Source organism: Providencia sp. PROV040, from assembly GCF_032706145.1.
In the GTDB taxonomy this organism is placed as follows: domain Bacteria; phylum Pseudomonadota; class Gammaproteobacteria; order Enterobacterales; family Enterobacteriaceae; genus Providencia; species Providencia hangzhouensis.
The window spans coordinates 314964-335132 of the sequence record NZ_CP120530.1; the positions used below are offsets into that span (position 1 = coordinate 314964).

Sequence of the window (20169 nt, forward strand, 5' to 3'; positions counted from 1 at the left end):
AATAAGGTAATTTGCATATAAGCCTTACTGTTTTGGTGGTTTTATCAGCAAACGAACAGAATTGGCGAAAAATGGGTTGACGATCTCCGTTCTTGGCAGTATTATTCACACCGTTTTCGGCGAGTAGCGCAGCTTGGTAGCGCAACTGGTTTGGGACCAGTGGGTCGGAGGTTCGAATCCTCTCTCGCCGACCAAATTTTAGAACCCACCTCATTGAGGTGGGTTTTTTCGTTTATATCCCTTCCTATTTTTCACCCCAACTATTTCAGACTAACTTGGCTTGCACTCAATAACCTATCTCTGTTGATATATAAGCTGATTCACTCATGTTGTTTTAGGTAAAAACGCTTTTTCATTACAAGGACTCGTTAATGAAAGTTAATAACGTTTTATCAATACATCTTTGTTTCTTCTTATTAAGTCTTTATACCGTTATTGGCTTTAAAGCTTATAGCGCGCCTATAGCGCCTCCAAATGGTATTGTTGAGATGCCATCTACTTGTATTATGATAAATCAAGTACATTTCATTGGGCTTGAGCAGATTAAGGAAATAGCTGTTAGCCAAGTCAATAAATGGCGGCAAAAGATAGAGGGCCAATGTATTGATGAACAAGGCTTACTCAACTATGCAGATGATATTACGGCGAAGTTAATTCATGCTGGCTATCTGACCTCTTACTTGTATTACCCTGAGCAAACTTTTCTGTTTGGTATTTTGCAAGCAAAAATAATAGCAGGAACGGTTTCTTCTGTGGTTTATCAAAATGAGCAGTCAGAAGATAAATTACTACCACACATATTTCCTTTCCAGTTAGGTGATACGCTTAATTTACGGCAAATTGAACAAGGCTTGTACAATTTGCAAAATACATCTTTACTTCCTTTCCATATCAAACTAATTCCTGATGATACCTATGGGAATGCTACTCAAATTGTCGTGGTAGGCCAGCACCGACGCGAATTCCAAGGTGCGCTTTCTTTTGAATCACACTCAATTTCTCGGCAAGTCGGTAGCACTGTTGGCCATACTTTTATGGTCGCCAATCCTTTTTTACGAAGTGATTTTTTATATTCAGAAATCAGCCGTCAGTTTAGTAACACAGAAGAAACTGAAATTAAATCAGCAATATTATTTTACTCTCTCCCCTATCAATATTGGTTGTTTTCAATATTTAGTGGGTATCAGGAAAATAAAACAGTTATTACCTGCAATGATGTCGCTTTACCACTACAGCAGCATAACGGCTTCTTATTACTACAAGCCGAATATTTATTAAAACGAACAGAAAAAACGGTAACTTCATTAAGTCTAGGGTCTGAAAGCCAAAAAAGTGACATGTTTTTGGCTGACCTACACTTACGAACACAACAACGCTTGGCTCATTACATCATTGGTGGGTTAACTCATCAGGTCAATTTTCTACGGGGAAGTGCTTTAGTTACATTAACGTATAAACAAGGAACTAACTGGTTTGGTACCAATGTACAGCAAATTACGGGTTTAAATAAGCCACAGGTTTTACAGATTTCGGCTTCAGCAATGAAGGAAGCCTCCCCTTTTCAATATCAAAGCCAATTTGATATGCAATTAAGTCGTGACAAGCTAGATGTTTTATTAGACCAAGGATCACTTACTGGATTTGGAGGTGTTAGTGGTTTTATCGGTGGAGCTGAGCACCTTGAAATGGGGGATAATAGCTTAAAGCTACAAAACGAGGTGGTCTGGCAGAGCCCATGGCCGCAAATGGCTTTATATACCTCGTTAGGTTTAGGAACAACATCAAATGATAGAGCCACATTTTGGAAAGAAAACCTATTGCTGGGAGGGAGAGTCGGAGCTAAAGGCCAAATTGGGAGTTTGTCATATCATTTATTTGTAGAAGCGCCAGTTTGGCAAACTGACCGACTACTGGCAAATTCAATGAGTTCGAGCCTTCAAATGAAATTTCATTATTAATTAAATCATAGGGTTAAAGCTGGTGATTGTATCTATTTAAAATGACCTAGGTAATATTAGGCAATTGTAGTTTTTATCATCAGTATTAAAGCATATTCTGTACTTTGGAAAATAAGAATACAAACTACAGCCAGTATTATTTTATTCTTTAAGTTATCAATTGGTTAAAATTATGTTTAGTGAAAGCAGTTGAATGTTTTTTATTTGCATAAAAAACAAACTAAATAATTACATACTAAAATAATTTCCACATCGATTCTCTCTAGTGTTTTATTTCGTATCATGCCAACAAAAGCACTATATTCGTTCAGTAATTCAGCACTTAATCACAAATATAAAAATAAATAACCTCGATATAAAACCCTATTCACTACTAATTATATGGTTATAACACCTGCATCTTGCACTTCATTATGAAATTTTAAGCTAAATTGCAATGCTAATTGTTTCTAATATGTTACATGAATTGTGGGCGGAGCGTAAATGTGGCTATTGACGAAGTGAGTGACAGTTGATTAATTGCACAATGAATAACAAAAAATACAGATACTACATCTGTCGCTTTTATGACGGATTTAGACATCAAGCAAAACAACATGAACACCATAGGAGCATACAGATGCGCTCTATTAAAAAGACAGGTCTACTGACTGTAGGACTTACATTGGCAGCATTAGCAGTATCAGCAACAGTACAGGCAAAAACGTTAGTTTACTGTTCTGAAGGTTCTCCAGAAGGCTTTAACCCACAGTTGTTCACATCAGGAACAACCTATGATGCAAGCTCTATCCCGCTGTATAACCGTTTAGTTGAATTCAAATTAGGAACAACGGAAATTGAACCGGGTTTAGCGGAAAGCTGGGAAGTGAGTGATGATGGTAAAGAGTACACTTTCCATCTACGTAAGGGTGTCAAATGGCACTCTAACAAAGAATTTAAACCGACCCGTGATCTTAACGCAGATGATGTGATTTATACATTTATGCGCCAAAAAGATGCAAATCACCCATATCACAAAGTTTCAGGCGGTAGCTATGAATACTTTATGGGAATGGATATGGATAAAATTATCGATAAAGTTGAAAAAGTCGATGATAACACAGTAAAAATCACATTAACTCGCCCAGAATCACCATTCTTAGCTGATATGGCAATGGACTTTGCATCGATTCTTTCTGCTGAATATGCAGACCAGATGTTGAAAGCGGGTACGCCAGAGAAAGTGGACTTAAACCCAATTGGAACGGGCCCATTTGTTCTGCAACAATACCAAAAAGACTCTCGTATTCTTTATAAAGCCAATGACCAATATTGGGGTACAAAACCTAAACTTGACCGTTTAGTCTTCTCTATCACACCAGATGCTTCCGTTCGTTATGCAAAACTGCAAAAAAATGAATGCCAAGTCATGCCATATCCAAACCCGGCTGATTTAGAGCGCATGAAGCAAGATAAAGACATTACATTAATGGAGCAACCAGGCCTAAACGTCGGCTATCTCTCTTATAATGTTGAGAAAAAACCGTTGGATAATCAAAAGGTTCGCCAAGCACTGTCTATGGCGGTGAACAAAGATGCAATTATCGAAGCGGTTTATCAAGGTGCAGGCCAAAAAGCGAAAAACCTTATCCCACCGACAATGTGGGGCTATAACGATGCGGTGAACGATTACGAATATAATCCTGAAAAAGCCAAAGCCTTATTAGCAGAAGCGGGTTTCCCGAATGGTTTTGAAATTGACCTGTGGGCAATGCCTGTTCAACGACCATATAACCCAAATGCACGCCGTATGGCGGAAATGATCCAAGCAGACTGGGCAAAAGTTGGCGTTAAATCAAAAGTTGTTAGCTACGAATGGGGAGAGTACCTCAAACGTGCGAAAGATGGTGAGCCACAAACAGTAATGATGGGTTGGACGGGTGACAATGGGGACCCTGATAACTTCTTTGCAACCTTGTTTAGCTGTGCAGCAAAAGAGCAAGGTTCTAATTACTCAAAATGGTGTAATGAAAGCTTTGAGAACTTGATCCAACCAGCGCGCCAAACAGCAGATCACGACAAGCGAGTCGAACTGTACAAACAAGCGCAAGTTGTGATGAATGAGCAGGCGCCAGCCCTCATTATCGCGCACTCTACAGTGTTTGAACCCGTACGTAAAGAAGTCAAAGGCTATGTGGTTGACCCACTAGGCAAGCACCACTTCGAAAACGTCGATATTGAGAAGTAATCGTATCTAATCTGTCTATGCCCTTCGTTGCTGGTTTAGAGCGGAGGGCGTTTTCTTCTCTAGAAGAAGCAGAGAAGTTAAGTTGTTTGTGAGCACCCGGAAAAGCAATTTTCTGAGTAGCCAAACGGACTAAGAGCCGTCAACGGCATTATTAAAGAGATTCAGGATATGTTGCAATTTATCCTCCGACGATTGGGGCTTGTGATCCCCACGTTTATCGGTATTACATTATTGACTTTTGCCTTTGTCCACATGATCCCAGGCGACCCGGTGATGATCATGGCCGGTGAAAGGGGACTATCCCCTGAAAGGCATGCTTATTTAATGGCAGAGTTAGGGCTTGATCAGCCACTTTGGAAACAATATCTTCATTATATCAATGGGATATTTCATGGTGATTTAGGGATTTCCTTAAAAAGTCGCATCGGTGTATGGGAAGAGTTTTTACCCCGTTTTTTAGCGACAGTTGAATTGGCAACTTGTGCCATGATTTTTGCAATTTCTGTTGGGATCCCAGTTGGGGTTTTAGCCGCAGTAAAACGTGGTTCAATCTTTGACCATACTGCAATTGGCCTTTCTTTAACAGGTTACTCAATGCCTATCTTCTGGTGGGGGATCATGCTCATCATGTTAGTGTCGGTGCAATTAGACCTCACCCCTGTTGCAGGACGAGTGAGTGACACTGTTTTTCTTGATGATTCCCAGCCTCTGACCGGTTTTATGCTAATTGATACCCTAATTTGGGGTGAAGATGGCGATTTTATTGATGCGGTAGAGCACTTGATATTGCCTTCCATTGTTTTGGGTACGATCCCATTAGCCGTTATTGTGCGTATGACTCGCTCGTCAATGTTGGAAGTATTGGGAGAGGATTATATTCGTACTGCACGTGCTAAAGGTCTTGGCCGCGCTCGCGTAATTTTAATTCACGCACTACGTAATGCATTATTACCCGTTGTTACGGTAATTGGCTTGCAGGTTGGGGTGATGTTAGCAGGGGCTATCTTGACAGAAACTATTTTCTCATGGCCTGGGTTAGGGCGCTGGTTAATCGAAGGGCTACAGCGTCGTGATTACCCTGTGGTACAAGGGGGAGTTCTGCTGGTTGCTACACTGATTATCTTCGTAAACTTAGTGGTCGACGTGCTGTATGGCATTGTAAACCCACGTATTCGTCATAAGAAATAAGGAGCGCTAAATGTCTCAATCTACTGAGCCAACCGTTGTCAGCGCCCCACAGCCGATGACACCATTACAAGAATTTTGGCATTATTTTAAACGTAACAAAGGGGCAGTTGTCGGGATGTTCTACATTATCCTGATGGTACTGATTGCGATTTTTGCAGGTATATTAGCTCCACATGCTCCAGATGAACAATTTCGTGATTTCTTACTTGCTCCACCCGTTTGGGAAGATGGGGGAAGTTGGCAGTTTATTTTAGGCACTGATGATGTTGGGCGCGATTTACTCTCTCGTTTAATGTATGGCGCCCGCCTGTCACTGCTAGTTGGTTGTTTAGTGGTTGTGCTGTCGTTAATCATGGGGGTCACTATTGGTGTGATCGCTGGCTATTTTGGTGGTGTCGTTGACGCATTAATTATGCGAGTTGTCGATATCATGTTGGCATTGCCAAGTTTGTTATTAGCTTTGGTACTGGTCGCCATTTTTGGACCTTCGATTGTTAATGCCTCGATTGCTTTGACGTTTGTTGCATTACCTCACTATATTCGATTAACACGAGCGGCTGTTTTAGTGGAAGTCAACCGTGACTATGTGACGGCTTCTCGTGTTGCGGGTGCAGGGGCTGTACGCCAAATGTTCGTGAATATTTTGCCTAACTGTTTGGCACCATTGATTGTACAAGCCTCTTTAGGTTTTTCGAATGCCATTTTAGATATGGCTGCTTTGGGTTTCCTCGGAATGGGCGCGCAGCCACCAACTCCTGAGTGGGGAACGATGCTGTCTGATGTGCTGCAATTTGCACAAAGCGCATGGTGGGTTGTGACTTTCCCTGGACTGGCAATTTTATTGACGGTGCTTGCGTTTAACCTGATGGGTGATGGGTTACGTGATGCATTTGATCCAAAACTCAAGCAGTGATGAGGTAACCAAATGGCATTGTTAAATGTAGAACAACTTTCGGTTCATTTCGGAGACGAAAAGGCACCGTTTCGCGCCGTTGACCGCATCAGCTATAGCGTTGATAAAGGCCAAGTCGTTGGTATTGTAGGGGAATCTGGTTCAGGTAAATCAGTGAGTTCACTGGCTATTATGGGGTTAATTGATTACCCGGGAAAAGTGATGGCGAATTCATTGCAATTTGATGGACGAGATTTACTGTCAATCCCTGAAAAAGAGCGCCGGCAAATCGTTGGTGCCGATGTGGCGATGATTTTCCAAGACCCGATGACCAGTTTAAACCCATGTTTTACGGTGGGTTATCAGATTATGGAAGCATTGAAAGTCCACCAAGGCGGCAGCAAAAGTACGCGTAAGCAACGGGCAATTGACCTGTTAGACATGGTGGGTATCCCTGACCCACAATCACGTTTAGATGTGTATCCTCACCAATTGTCAGGAGGAATGAGCCAGCGTGTGATGATTGCTATGGCAATAGCATGCCGGCCTAAATTATTGATTGCGGATGAGCCGACAACGGCATTAGATGTCACTATTCAAGCCCAAATTATTGAATTATTGTTGGAATTGCAGCAGCAAGAAAATATGGCATTAGTGCTTATCACGCATGACCTCGCTTTAGTGGCAGAAGCTGCGCATCATATTATTGTGATGTATGCGGGGCAGGTGGTGGAGTCCGCCAAAGCAAGTGATATTTTTAAACATCCTCGCCATCCTTATACACAAGCGCTATTACGTGCCTTGCCGGAATTTGCGACGAATAAATCCCGTTTAGCCTCACTTCCTGGTGTGGTTCCCGGAAAATACGATAGGCCTGTAGGGTGTTTATTGAACCCACGTTGTCCGTATGCAACGGAGAAATGCCGTCAAGAAGAGCCAATGTTACAAACCGTTGGTGATCGCCAAGTCAAATGCCATATGCCGCTGGATGATATGGGGAGGCCAACATTATGAGTGATAAACAACACACTCCATTGCTCAAAGCGGTGGATTTGAAAAAATATTATTCCGTCAAAAGAGGGGTTTTTGCTGCTGAAAAAACCTTAAAAGCATTGGATGGAGTCTCTTTTGAGCTAGAACGAGGTAAAACACTGGCCGTGGTTGGGGAGTCGGGGTGTGGTAAATCGACATTAGGTCGTTTATTAACCATGATTGAGCAACCTTCTGAGGGCGAGTTGTATTACCAAGACCAAAACTTGTTAGTAAAAGATAAGTCTGCAGAGAAACTGCGTCGCCAAAAAATCCAAATTGTGTTTCAAAACCCTTATGGCTCTTTGAATCCACGTAAAAAGGTGGGGCAAATTTTGGAAGAGCCGTTATTGATTAATACTTCACTGTCGAAAGAGCAGCGCAGGGAAAAAGTATTATCGATGATGGCTAAAGTGGGTTTAAAAACAGAGCACTATAGCCGATATCCTCACATGTTTTCTGGTGGTCAACGCCAGCGTATCGCGATAGCACGTGGTTTAATGCTTGACCCTGACATCGTGGTTGCAGATGAACCCGTTTCCGCACTGGATGTTTCTGTTCGTGCTCAAGTATTAAATCTGATGATGGATTTACAGCAAGATTTAGGTTTGTCTTATGTCTTTATTTCACATGATTTATCGGTGGTAGAGCATATTGCTGATGAAGTTATGGTGATGTATTTAGGCCGCTGTGTGGAGAAAGGAACAAAAGAGCAGATTTTTAATAACCCTCTTCACCCTTATACTCAAGCGTTATTATCAGCGACACCAAGGTTGAACCCAGACGCTCGGCGCGAACGTATTAAGTTAACGGGAGAGTTACCAAGTCCTTTAAACCCACCACCGGGGTGCGCATTTGCAGCGCGTTGCCGTAGAGCATTTGGTCAGTGTACTCAATTTCAACCAACATTGAAGGAATATAACCAACAGTTAGTTGCGTGTTTTGCGGTTGATGAAGATGAAAAACAAACGGTTGTCGTGAGTTAAGGAGTGAAACGGTGGAAAGGCTAACTTTCTGCCGTCTTTTATTCTAGTGCCACTTTAAGCCGCTTTAACATGCTGTTTGTCCTAAATACCCAATCTTTCTTTTTAAGCTACTCTTTTACGGATAAAATCAAGTATACTGACTGATGTTTCCGTTTTCTTTAAAAAGCTGCTTGATTAGAAAGGTTGTGGCCAAATGAATACCCGAGTCCAACGCTCACTAACATTAAAAAGTATGGTCGTATTCTTTATGATTACGCTACTATCACTTGCGCTTTTTTTAGCTATTCAATTCAGTTACTTAGTTGAACAACGTAAGCAAGATTATTTAGACCAGCTCAGTAACGCTGTAGTGCAAATTCAAAAACCATTAACAGATTCCCTCCTAAGCTCCGACCTTAATGAAGTTAAACGGCTGCTGATAAGCTTAAAGACATCAGGCATTATGGGAAACGCGATTATTACTGTTGATGGCACAACGGTAATGAACCTAAGCTTTGCAACGCCGAAGCCGATACCCAATTGGGTTACCCATTTTGTGGGGATCCCTGTCGAAATGACCGTACCATTGTATGCGTATGGAAATGTTGTGTTGCAAGCGAAGCCTCAAGGGTATTTAACATTACAAGTGGATCCTAACCGTGTTTATCGGTTTGCGCTAAATACCCTTGCTTTGATGACAACAACTTATTTATTGTTGGTACTCATTATTGCTATTGGAATGACGTGGTGTGTCAGTCGTATGATAATAAGGCCGCTACGTAAAATCGCAATTGAATTACAGACAAATTCTGAAGTTAATCAAATTGTTGTGTCTGAATATCATCGTGACGATGAGCTCGGTTTACTTGCAAAAGGGTATAACCGTCAAAGAAAACAGCAAAAATCAGATTAAGTCATGAACATGAACTCAGCTTTATGGTCTAATATCGTTATAGTGGTAACAATGAAAAATGGAATAAAGCCAAACTATATCGTTTAACCCGATAAGTTCACGTTTTTCGTTAATTTATCTGTTGCTATTTGCGGTTAAATATAAAGATATAAAACACATAGGGGTTTACATGCAGGGCTTGAAAGTTCGGTATATCATTGGTGTTGTATTATTCTCAGTCGCGTATTTAGCGGGAGCTGAGCCTTTACAACCTGATCCAGCATGGCAGCAAGGGAAGCTAGAAAATGGCTTTAGCTGGCAATTATTACAAACACCGCAACGTCCTAATGATCGTATCCAGCTTAGGTTAGCAATTAAAACAGGCTCATTAACAGAAAAAGCGAGCGAGAAAGGGTACAGTTACCTCATTCCTAAAATGGCGTTGCTTCATCAAACTGAAGCATTTCCAACAGCAACATTACAAGATTTCTGGCGTCAGGCCACAGACCCTGACATGCCAATTCCACCCGCTGTTGTTTCTTATGACTACACCATTTATAGCTTAAGTTTACCGAATAATCGCCCAGACTTAATTAAGCAAGCACTCAGCTGGTTAGCAACTTCTGTTGCAGGAGCTGAGTATACAGAAACGACATTACATAATGGTTTGACAGCACAAAATGTCCCAGTTGCAACACTTCCTTTAAATGCCAATGATCCCGTTTGGCGAGCGCGTTTAAAGGGGTCGACGATGATGGGGTATGACCCAGGCCAAAAACCGAATGATGTTGTAGCTCTTGATAGTGTGAATTCTTTTTATCAAAAATGGTACACACCGGACGTCATGACATTGTATGTAGCGGGCCATGTTGATTCTCGAATGTTATCTGATTCAATTTCACAAACTTTCTCATCATTAGAAGGTAGGCGCTCTGAACCTGTTTCTGTTGCAGTACTATCGGCGGTAAAACCACAATCTATTGATATTTTACAGGAACAGCCTGCACAGGATACGCTTTCATTAATTTGGGATATTGATTGGCTCCCCATTAAAGACTCAAATGTTTTATTGCGTTATTGGTCGAGCGATTTAGCACGTGAAGCGGTTTATCGTTCTTTGCAAAAAGCGTTTAATCAGAAATTTAATCAAGGGGAAGTTGTTCCGGGGTTGGATTGTCGTGTGCAATATCAGAAAGCCAGTTGTACGTTAACAGTGACAGCAGCACCTGAAAAAATGGCAGCAGTAACGGATATTGTTGCGAGTGAGCTTGCATCGATTAACCAAAATGGTATTGCTGCTGAGCTATTTGACGATATGCTTAAAGAAAAACAAGTGCAGTTATCGCAACTATTTGCAGCCTATGCGCGTACGAGTACTGATGTTTTGATTAGCCAACGTTTGATTTCCCAACAAAATGGGGTGGTTGACATTGCTCCTGAACAATACCAGCGGTTAAGGCAATCTTTCTTGGCGTCACAAAGCCTTGAACAGGTGAATATGGAAGCCCGTCGGTTATTATCTCAAGAGGCAGCGTTTGTATTAGCGCAGCCAAAAGATAAACAAATGATGGATGCAGAACAAATTCGCCAGAAATTTACCAAGGTGTTATGGCCCCAAATTGCTGCGCCAGTACCAACAGAAGCGGCTCCCGCTGCACCAGCAGAAGAAAATCACACCTCACAATAAGCATGAAAAGATAGATATATGAAAAGATAGTCATTGAATGATTCAGTGGCTACCTTTTCATTAATGTTATTGGCTTAATAGCGATTCAATAACGCGAATTAGAGTCTCTCGCGACTCTCTGTCATCAACAAATCCTGCCGCACTGATTTTTGCTTCTGGTGCGTAATAGGCTACAGATCCCCAAAAGCCTAAATGTGAATACAGGGTGATACCATTGACCACATTCACCATAATGCCTAATCGGTAAAGTTCTGCACCTTCGTGAGAACCCATACTTAGCATAGTCTCTAGCGTATTTGGTGATGAAAAAATATTTCCCTCAAACAGCGCTTCTAGAAATATCGCCATTTGTTTCGAGGACATAACTAAACCCCCACCGCCATAGGTATCCATGGAAGCATGAATATGTGTTCCATCCAATTTACCTAAATATTGACGAGCCCGTGGTGCTGCGATTTGCGGCGGTTGTTCTAATGACTCCCAATATGCGCTCTCGAGACCAATAGAATCGAAATGTAAAAGCTCCCTAACAGCTAGGCCAAGAGATTGCCCCGTAATCCGTTCAATAATATTACCGAGCAAAATATAACCCGTATCTGAATAGATAAAGGATTTTGCAGGCGAAAACGTGGGAAATTGTTTACGCATGTACATTTCGATTTGTTCTGTTCGGCTCCAAACATAGTTAGGTTGTTTGAGAACGGCTTTTAGATAGTCTCCATCTGCATGGTCTAGCAGGCCACTACTGTGCTCCAGTAAATGGCGGATAGTGATAGCGTGAGTATTATATTGGGTACTGAGTAGCGTATTATATTGAGGGTCAATATATTCAGATATTGCATCATCAATACTGAGTTTTTCCATTTCAGCAAGACGTAAAATTGCAGCTGCGGTAAATGTCTTTGTATTACTGGCAATTCGTAGTGGTGTATCAACAGTAAGAGGCCTACCTTCAATATCCATTCCTCTAGCACAGAAGGCACCCACGCTATTTTTGGTCTGATTATGATAGTAAAGGACGACGCCACAAGTTAAATTTTCGAGCTGTTGAATAGAGGTGGTCATAATAATCTCATTATTGAATGATTAAGATGAGGATATATGGCATCTTAATCATATCTATACGATCCCTGTACGCTTTAAATGCGCTTAAAGTGACAATATGGCGATGACACAATGGCAAGTGTTTTTTCTTTTTATATAAATTTGGTGCTATGTTTATCCTCAATATAAGAACATAAAATGTACCCAGACATTGAAGTAAAGGAAATAACATGAATAGCTCGAATATATTTCTACAAAGGTTAGGTTTGCGTTATCCCATCATACAAGCCCCAATGGCGGGAGTTTCTACTCCGGCGCTAGCCGCTGCGGTTTCAGAAGCTGGAGGGCTTGGCTCACTAGGCCTAGGCGCAAATTCAGTAGAACAAGCTCGCCAATTGATTACTCAAACACAAGCACTGACAAGTAAAGCATTCAATGTCAATTTATTCTGCCATTTACCTGCGAAACGTCATCCTGATAATGAACTGGCATGGAGCCAGTATTTAGCGCCTTATTTCGCTCAATTTAATGAGACTCCTCCTACCTATCTCAATGAAATTTATCACACTTTTTTAGATAACTCAGAAATGTTATCTATGTTACTTGAAACAAAACCTGCAGTAGTGAGTTTTCATTTTAATATTCCATCCATCGAGGTGGTACAGCAATTGAAACAACATGGTATTTATACCATGGCGACGGCAACGAATTTACAAGAAGCACAACAAATTGAATTGGCTGGAATTGATGCTGTTGTTGCACAAGGTATTGAAGCGGGAGGGCATCGAGGCATGTTTGATTTGCAAGCTTTAGATGAAGAACTCACCACTTATGAATTAGTGACGTTAATCTCTCAACATATTGATTTACCTGTGATTGCTGCGGGTGGCATAATGGATGGGCAAGATATCAATAGGGCTTTAGAGTGCGGTGCTGCTGCCGCTCAATTAGGCACAGCATTTTTACTTTGCCCTGAATCTGCCGCGAATGCAGGTTATCGAGCTAAGATCAAATTGCAAACAGCGGATCACACTCAACTAACTTCTGCTATTTCAGGGCGCCCAGCGAGAGGGATTATTAATCAATTTATTCGAGCAGGTAACGGCTATGAGACAAGTCAATTACCTGATTATCCATTGGTTTATGATATTGGTAAGCAGCTCAATGCAGCAGCAATGAAGTTAGGTAGTGATGAGTTTGCGGCATATTGGGCGGGGCAGAATGTGGCGAAAGCTCGTGAGATGTCTGCGTCTTTATTGGTTAGAACGTTGGCAGAAGAAATGAAACGCTAGTTTTAAACAGTGGTAGGGCGGTTTGTCTTACCGCCCCAGTAAGTTGTTATTTAATTATTTCGTTATCCAATGAACCTTTTGGCTCATCAGTCGCTATCCAAGCTGCACAAAATAAGGTTAAACGCGCAAAGAAGTAAAAGAATGCCATTAGGCCAAGCACTGAACCAAACGCAGCTCCAGAAGGTGACGAAGCAAGGTTAGGTAAAATCCATGTCATAATGGATTTAATGATTTCAAACCCAATAGCTGCAAGCAATGTTCCTTTAAATAGTGACCTGCGGCGATGCTGCATACGCGGTAGGATCCAAAAAATCCATAAAAATAGTAGGAAATTAGCTGTAATTGATATTGTTAAACCAATCAGTGTCCAAGCAGGTTTAAGCCATTCTATACCATCTAACCCAAGCGTACTGACAATCGTCGCTTGTGCAGAGCCAGCAACAGAGGTAAGTGTAATTGTCACAATTAAGGCAATAAGTAGGCCAATTAAGGCAAAGAAGTCGCGAATGTAGCGGAAAATAATATTTTCATGTTCATCTTCATTACGTTCCCATACAGAACGTGATTGTGCCAAAATAGCTAAACGTAAGTTATTAACCCAATTAACCCCTGAGTACACGGCTAAAGCCAACCCTGTCAGCCCAACTGTCGTACGTTGGCGGATTGCGGTGTCTATTGTTCTTTCTAATGTATTTGCGAGCGTAGGGTCAGTAATATTTGCAGAAATTCCACGAACTAATTTTTCAAGCAATTCAGGATTACTGGCTAATACAAAACCGGCAGCGGCGAATGAAAACATTAAAACGGGAATTAAAGAGAGAAAGGAGAAATAGGTAATTGCAGCCCCAAACTGGTTCCCCATTCGGTCATTAAAACGTTGCACGGTACGAATGATGTGAGCAATAAAAGGAATTGCACAAATAAAGTTCACAACTCGCATTGAGAAGGTCACTGCTTTTTTACTGCCATCAATACTTTTATTCAGTGTCGCTTTCAGTTTATTAGTATCTTTCTGTTCTTCTTCCTGCGTATTCGACATTTAATCCCCTTTTCCCGCAACTAAAAGTTGTCTGACTTTTCGACCTATTTAATGCCTATAAATGAATGATATGCATAGTACTATAGCTTAAATTGGACAGTAACTTCATCCCAATGACTGTTTTAAGAGACAAATAGTCATTGGAACGTTTGTTTAAAGTCAAAGCAACTGGTTAATTAATCAGAGGAAAAGGGGCGTTAGAAATTAAAGCGCATCTTTATAAACTTGCAGTTCAGCTTGGGCTTCTTTTAATTCTGCTTGAGCTTCTGCGAGTTTTCTTTCACGTTTTTTAATTTTACTACTGTCATCGCCTTTTAATTTTTCTTCCTGCAGCTCAGCTTCGCGTTCCTGCACTTTTTCTGTTTTCTCAGCTACATCTTTTTGACTATCACGATATAAAGATTCTGGAGTGCAATAACGATTCACATTATCTAATGCTTCTTCTAAGCCTTTAACTCGATGTTGATTACCATGTTGTTTTGCGTAATCAATTTGTTCTTGAATGCGTTGTTTCTTTATTTCGCAGCCATTTTGTGTTTTTGCTGCCATTACTGATGCGCTAGCAAAAAAGGAAATACAAATACTAGTTGTAAGGAGTAGTTTATTCATCATTTACCTCTGTTTATTTTAAAATTTGTGTTTAGGATAGCGTTTTATTTCTTTTCAGTCATGTGAATTTTAACACAGCTATGGTTATGACATTTGTAGTCAATTTTAGCTATAATGACCCGGATGAATAAATCCGGTCTATTTTTTGTTCAAAAGGGCTATCTTTAAAGAACCTATTTAATAATAGTCATCTTAGTGGCTAGTATTGAATTTCCTCAGGAAACAAACGTTACATGTTAAGTTATCGTCACAGCTTTCACGCAGGCAACCATGCTGATGTGTTAAAACACACAGTACAGAGCTTGATCATTGAATCTCTGAAAGAGAAAGAAAAACCGTTTCTGTATTTAGATACACATTCAGGTGCTGGCCGTTATCAATTAACGGGGGAGCATGCAGAAAAAACAGGTGAATATCTTGAAGGGATTGCGCGTATTTGGGAGCAACCTGATTTGCCTGAGGAATTATTGCCGTATATGAATATTGTGCGCCAATTGAATGATAATGGGCGTTTACGCTATTACCCAGGTTCACCATTATTAGCAAAATATTTATTACGTGAACACGATAAGCTGGTATTAACTGAACTACATTCGAGCGATTATCCATTATTACGTACAGAATTTTCACGGGATAACCGCGCGCAAGTTTTCAAGGAAGACGGCTATCAACAGCTAAAATCGAAACTACCCCCACAGAGTCGACGTGGCTTTGCGCTGATGGACCCTCCTTATGAGATGAAGACGGATTATGAAGCGGTCGTGAAAGGGGTGGTGGAAGGCTATAAACGCTTTGCAACAGGAACATATGCAATTTGGTATCCTGTTGTATTACGTCAACAAATTAAGCGTATGGTCAATCAATTAGAAGCAACAGGCATTCGTAAAATATTACAAATTGAATTGGCGGTACGTCCTGATAGCGACCAACGTGGGATGACGGCATCCGGTATGATAGTGATCAACCCACCTTGGAAACTTGAGCAGCAAATGAAGAATGTGCTGCCATGGTTACATAAAACACTCGTCCCAGAAGGCACTGGGCATACGTTAGTTGAGTGGATTGTGCCAGAGTAAACTGTATTTTTGATAGGTAATACCGATTAAATTAACAGGTGTTATCTATCGTAAAGCGCTATTTATGCCATGACAATCAATAGTATGATGCGAGAAAATGCATTCATAAATCATTCAATCAATGGGAATAACCAAATTATGAGCAAACATTACGACTATATCGCAATTGGTGGCGGAAGCGGTGGTATTGCGTCGATGAACCGTGCAGCAATGTATGGGCAAAAATGTGCCTTAATTGAGGCGAAAGCATTAGGTGGGACTTGTGTTAACGTGGGCTGCGTACCGAAAAAGGTGATGTGGCATGCGGCACAAATCTCGGAAGCTATTCGCAATTATGGTCCTGATTATGGTTTTGATGCGACAATTAATCGTTTTGATTGGAAAACACTTATTGATAGTCGTACTGCTTATATTGACCGAATTCACCAGTCTTATGACCGTGTCTTAGGGAATAATAAAGTTGATGTCATCAATGGTTTTGCACGTTTTATTGATGCCCATACTGTTGAGGTAAATGGTGAAACCTACACGGCAGACCATATTTTGATTGCAACTGGCGGGCGTCCAGTGATCCCTGCTATCCCAGGTGCAGAATATGGCATGACTTCTGATGGCTTCTTTGAACTTGAAGCATTGCCAAAACGTGTTGCGGTTGTGGGTGCCGGTTATATTGCCGTTGAACTTGCTGGTGTATTAAATGGTTTAGGCGCAGAGGCGCATTTATTTGTGCGTAAACATGCCCCGTTACGTTCATTTGACCCACTGATTGTCGAAACATTAGTGGAAGTCATGAATACGGAAGGCCCTAAACTGCATACGGAATCAATTCCAAAAGAAGTCGTGAAAAATGCAGATGGTTCACTGACATTAAAATTGGAAAATGGCCAAGAACAAACCGTCGATGCATTAATTTGGGCTATTGGTCGTGAACCAATGACAGATAACCTGAATATTGAAGCCACAGGCGTCGCACTGAATGAAAAAGGTTATATCAAGGTTGATAAATACCAAAATACCAATGTACCGGGTGTCTATGCAGTTGGTGATAATACTGGCGCCGTTGAGTTAACCCCTGTTGCGGTTGCTGCGGGTCGTCGTTTATCTGAACGTTTATTTAATAATAAACCGGATGAGCACTTAGATTACAGTAATATCCCAACGGTGGTGTTCTCTCACCCACCAATTGGTACAGTTGGTTTAACTGAGCCAGAAGCGATTGAAAAATATGGTGCTGATAAAGTTAAATGCTATAAGTCATCTTTCACAGCCATGTATACCGCCGTCACTTCGCATCGTCAGCCTTGCCGTATGAAATTGGTCTGTGTGGGTGAAGAAGAAAAAATCGTGGGTATTCATGGTATCGGTTTTGGTATGGATGAAATCTTACAAGGCTTTGCGGTTGCATTAAAAATGGGTGCAACCAAAAAAGACTTTGATAATACGGTGGCCATTCACCCAACAGCGGCAGAAGAATTTGTGACCATGCGTTAAGTATTGGTTATTTAAATTAAAAGCTAAGTTCATTTGAGCTTAGCTTTTTTTTGGGCATTATTTTGTCAACAGTTCTGCAATCGCAGGAATAGTCGCTAAGCTATCAAGGTATTTTTGCATCGCAGGGGTGGTTTCCATGATTTGGTATTTGACTAAAAACATCACAAATGCACCGACATACACATCGACAGCAGTAAATTGCTCACCACAAATAAACGGTTTAGCATTGTTTAAACCGATTTCTAAACAGGCCATTGTGCGTTCGACAGAACCAAAGCCAGAAGATTTTTGCTGTTCTTCATCTAATTGAATCCCTAAGTTATTGATAGTGAAGGCAGATTCAATTGGACCTGCAGTAAATAGGAACCAACGGTAGTAATCTGCACGTTTAGGGTCATTCAGGGCTGGCGCTAAACCTTTTTCAATAAATTTATCTGCTAAATACAAACAAATTGCAGCAGTTTCAGTGACAACAGCATCTCCATCAACAAGCGCAGGGACTTTTGCCATAGGGTTAATTGCAAGATATTCAGCGGTGTGCATATCTGCACCATAACCTAATTCAATACGCTTGTAAGGAACATCTAAAATTTTTAATAGTAGGTCGACCGTGTTGCCACGTGACATTGAATTAGTAAAAAGAACCAGTTCGCTCATGGTGATTTCCTTATATGAAGTTGAGTGCTTACTATAAGGGAGTGGAGTGTCAGAAATTGTCAGGAGAGACGCACAAGACTTCTTTTTGCCAGCGCTCTAGTAGGTAATTTTTGGGGTAAGGTAGTTTATCTGAAAGTGCATGATAAGACTGAATGCGGTCTAAACGAAAATGGCGGTAACTTTCACGTAATTCACACCAAGCGGCTAATACTTGGGAGTCTTTCATATAACCAATGGCAATTGGCCAAATAATTCGTTCACTAGGTTGATTTTGCCCATCAAGGTAAGTCATTTTGGCTTTGCATTCTTCTCGTAAACTTAAACGTAAGTCTTTAACAATGACGTCATTAATTTCATAGAAATGTGTGGTGGGGGCAAATAAGGTATTTTGATTTAGGATTTTCTGTGAATGACCTGCAACTACAGCATTAATTTTGCTTATCGCCCGTATTGCTGAGTTTTTTAGTTCAGTGTCTGCGTTACTTTTTACCCAACGTAAACCTAATATTAAGGCTTCAAGTTCATTTTCATCGAAAGCTAAAGGCGGTAGTAATAGTCCCGTTTTTAATTGGTAACCAATACCCGCTTCCCCGATAATTTCAGCACCTTGATCACGCAGGGATTCAATATCTCGATAGATAGAACGCACGCTGACTTGAAGTTGTGATGAAAGTGCTTCAGCCGTAATAGGATAGCGATTTTCTTTGAGTATCTGCAATAGGGTGAGTAAACGTTGAGTACGAGTCATAAGTAATTTTAGGTTATTGTGAATGAATATCTGAATTGCATCTATTTGGTCCAAAAGATAGACGCAGTATCAGAGAGTTACTTGCTTTTTTGCCACCAAGACACAATGTAATCTGCGATTTGCTCTGGGTTATTGATATCTAACTGCGGCACGTGAGTATCAATGATTTCATTACTGGCAACAGCCACCACATAGTTATCTATCAAACCGTTGAGAGGTTTGCCCACTTCAGAGCGAAATAATGCGATTTTATCGATCGTTTCGTGCTTAAAGCCCTCAACTAAAATCAGATCTAATGAAGCGGGATCGAAACGGCTAGCTAGGTAACGTAGATCCATTTCATTAGCTTCGGGGGTTTCGGTCATCAGCGCCCAGCGCTTTTCACTGGCAACAAGCGTTTGGTTTGCGCCTGCTTTACGTAATTCAAAACTGTCTTTGCCCGGTTTATCCACTTCCATGTCATGGTGAGTGTGCTTAATTAAACCAACACGAACGTTACGCAGCTTAAGCAGAGGGATAACTTTTTTTAATAAAGTCGTTTTTCCTGTGCCGCTATAAGCGGTAATTCCAAGTAGGGGTAGAGTATTTTGCTTCATAATTCTTTTTGTTGTAACTCCCAGTTACGGCTATCTTCCAGTGTATTAAGATTCGCAAATGAACCCGATTCGGGTGAGAAAATAACACCTTTTGCATTAATTTCATGCATAAAGAGCATTAATTTACGGTCACCTCTTGCAAGGTAATCATCAAGTTGAGCTTTTAGTGAGCGATGCAATAAAGCAAACGTAGGGTGCTCTCGTTCTGTATCACAAGCGTAGCAGGCTAAATGTTTTTCTTTCTCATTGAACATTTTTTCCGCTAAATTGAGAGGGAAAGCAGGAACATCGCAAGGCACAAACAGTAACCAATCTGTTTTGACATGGTGTAAAGCCGCTTGCATTCCTGCTAATGGGCCAGAAAAATGGTTATTTAAATCAGAGATAACCGTCAATTGGCTTTCACTGTAACGCGGTTGATTACGATTTGCATTGATGAGTACTTCGCCAACTTGGGGTTGCAAGCGTGCTAAAATATGTTGATAGAGCGGCTTTCCCGATAAAAGTACCAATCCCTTATCTTGACCACCCATTCGAGAGCCTCGGCCACCAGCAAGTATCACACCAGTTATTAACTGACGAAATGACATGTTCAATATCCTTGAATATCTTCAAGAAAATGTTTCAACATTCCTAGAAAACACTTTCGAGTATAGTAATTACTAAAATTTATTCTATTTTGCTATAAAATCAATGAATATTCGTGCGTATTGCAGTTAAACTTTACGTAGATTGACAACAGTTCGCTTTTTCTCTTGTATGATTATTGGTAACTTGTA

Annotated in this window: 18 protein-coding genes and 1 tRNA gene; 12 read left to right on the top strand and 7 right to left on the bottom strand. The window is 40.9% G+C overall.

Annotated elements, in window-relative coordinates:
* The first annotated feature begins 117 nt into the window (after positions 1-117).
* The 9 genes from P3L40_RS01400 (at position 118) to P3L40_RS01440 (ending at position 10838) form a co-directional block, all read left to right on the top strand.
* Positions 118-194 (top strand) — tRNA-Pro (locus P3L40_RS01400).
* 177 nt (positions 195-371) lie between these two features.
* A complete protein-coding gene (locus P3L40_RS01405; protein WP_210852429.1) occupies positions 372-1958 on the top strand; it encodes a ShlB/FhaC/HecB family hemolysin secretion/activation protein in 1587 nt (528 codons plus the stop codon).
* Positions 1959-2577: 619 nt separating this feature from the next.
* A complete protein-coding gene (dppA, locus tag P3L40_RS01410) occupies positions 2578-4185 on the top strand; it encodes a dipeptide ABC transporter periplasmic-binding protein DppA (protein WP_004262639.1) in 1608 nt (535 codons plus the stop codon).
* 168 nt (positions 4186-4353) lie between these two features.
* On the top strand, positions 4354-5373 hold the full coding sequence (gene dppB / locus P3L40_RS01415) for a dipeptide ABC transporter permease DppB (protein ID WP_004262635.1): 1020 nt from the start codon (positions 4354-4356) through the stop codon (positions 5371-5373).
* A gap of 10 nt (positions 5374-5383) precedes the next feature.
* Positions 5384-6286 carry a dipeptide ABC transporter permease DppC gene (gene dppC, locus P3L40_RS01420; RefSeq protein ID WP_004262633.1) on the top strand — a complete coding sequence of 301 codons (903 nt, stop codon included), beginning with the start codon at positions 5384-5386 and terminating at the stop codon, positions 6284-6286.
* Positions 6287-6298: 12 nt separating this feature from the next.
* Positions 6299-7279 carry a dipeptide ABC transporter ATP-binding protein gene (gene dppD / locus P3L40_RS01425; RefSeq protein ID WP_094960799.1) on the top strand — a complete coding sequence of 327 codons (981 nt, stop codon included), beginning with the start codon at positions 6299-6301 and terminating at the stop codon, positions 7277-7279.
* A complete protein-coding gene (dppF, locus tag P3L40_RS01430; protein ID WP_136134091.1) occupies positions 7276-8280 on the top strand; it encodes a dipeptide ABC transporter ATP-binding subunit DppF in 1005 nt (334 codons plus the stop codon). Before dppD ends, dppF begins: the two co-directional genes overlap by 4 nt.
* A gap of 193 nt (positions 8281-8473) precedes the next feature.
* Complete coding sequence (locus P3L40_RS01435; protein ID WP_036958595.1) at positions 8474-9172, top strand: HAMP domain-containing protein; 699 nt, start codon at positions 8474-8476, stop codon at positions 9170-9172.
* A 169-nt stretch (positions 9173-9341) separates the two neighbouring features.
* Positions 9342-10838 (top strand): insulinase family protein, encoded by a 1497-nt coding sequence (locus P3L40_RS01440; protein ID WP_228677355.1) that lies wholly within the window; start codon positions 9342-9344, stop codon positions 10836-10838.
* 66 nt (positions 10839-10904) lie between these two features.
* Here P3L40_RS01440 and P3L40_RS01445 read toward each other — a convergent pair whose 3' ends face one another.
* Positions 10905-11903, bottom strand: coding sequence for a serine hydrolase domain-containing protein (locus P3L40_RS01445; RefSeq protein WP_153673245.1), 999 nt, complete (start codon positions 11901-11903; stop codon positions 10905-10907).
* A gap of 209 nt (positions 11904-12112) precedes the next feature.
* On the opposite strand from P3L40_RS01445, the gene P3L40_RS01450 reads away from it, so the two are divergent.
* Positions 12113-13174 carry an NAD(P)H-dependent flavin oxidoreductase gene (locus P3L40_RS01450; protein WP_210852427.1) on the top strand — a complete coding sequence of 354 codons (1062 nt, stop codon included), beginning with the start codon at positions 12113-12115 and terminating at the stop codon, positions 13172-13174.
* A gap of 46 nt (positions 13175-13220) precedes the next feature.
* Here the strand turns inward: P3L40_RS01450 and yhjD are convergent, their stop codons facing one another.
* Positions 13221-14213: an inner membrane protein YhjD gene (yhjD, locus tag P3L40_RS01455; protein ID WP_004262608.1), complete on the bottom strand. Its 993-nt coding sequence runs from the start codon at positions 14211-14213 to the stop codon at positions 13221-13223.
* A 204-nt stretch (positions 14214-14417) separates the two neighbouring features.
* Positions 14418-14822 (bottom strand): DUF1090 domain-containing protein, encoded by a 405-nt coding sequence (locus tag P3L40_RS01460; protein ID WP_036958592.1) that lies wholly within the window; start codon positions 14820-14822, stop codon positions 14418-14420.
* Positions 14823-15055: 233 nt separating this feature from the next.
* Here P3L40_RS01460 and P3L40_RS01465 point away from each other — a divergent pair, with 233 nt between their 5' ends.
* Positions 15056-15898 (top strand): 23S rRNA (adenine(2030)-N(6))-methyltransferase RlmJ, encoded by an 843-nt coding sequence (locus P3L40_RS01465; RefSeq protein WP_004262593.1) that lies wholly within the window; start codon positions 15056-15058, stop codon positions 15896-15898.
* A 138-nt stretch (positions 15899-16036) separates the two neighbouring features.
* Complete coding sequence (gene gorA, locus P3L40_RS01470) at positions 16037-17389, top strand: glutathione-disulfide reductase (RefSeq protein WP_036958623.1); 1353 nt, start codon at positions 16037-16039, stop codon at positions 17387-17389.
* Positions 17390-17446: 57 nt separating this feature from the next.
* Here gorA and P3L40_RS01475 read toward each other — a convergent pair whose 3' ends face one another.
* From P3L40_RS01475 to mobA, 4 genes are all read right to left on the bottom strand, one after another.
* The gene (locus P3L40_RS01475) at positions 17447-18046 is read right to left on the bottom strand and encodes a glutathione S-transferase family protein (RefSeq protein ID WP_136134088.1); all 600 of its coding nucleotides are present in this window, start codon (positions 18044-18046) and stop codon (positions 17447-17449) included.
* Between the two features lie 49 nt (positions 18047-18095).
* On the bottom strand, positions 18096-18794 hold the full coding sequence (locus tag P3L40_RS01480) for a helix-turn-helix transcriptional regulator (protein WP_004262584.1): 699 nt from the start codon (positions 18792-18794) through the stop codon (positions 18096-18098).
* Positions 18795-18871: 77 nt separating this feature from the next.
* Entirely contained in the window at positions 18872-19390 is a 519-nt protein-coding gene (gene mobB / locus P3L40_RS01485) for a molybdopterin-guanine dinucleotide biosynthesis protein MobB (RefSeq protein WP_136134087.1), read from the bottom strand.
* Positions 19387-19980, bottom strand: a complete 594-nt coding sequence (mobA, locus tag P3L40_RS01490; RefSeq protein WP_004262582.1) for a molybdenum cofactor guanylyltransferase MobA — start codon at positions 19978-19980, stop codon at positions 19387-19389. The genes mobB and mobA overlap by 4 nt, the downstream gene beginning before the upstream one ends.
* Between the last annotated feature and the right edge of the window lie 189 nt (positions 19981-20169).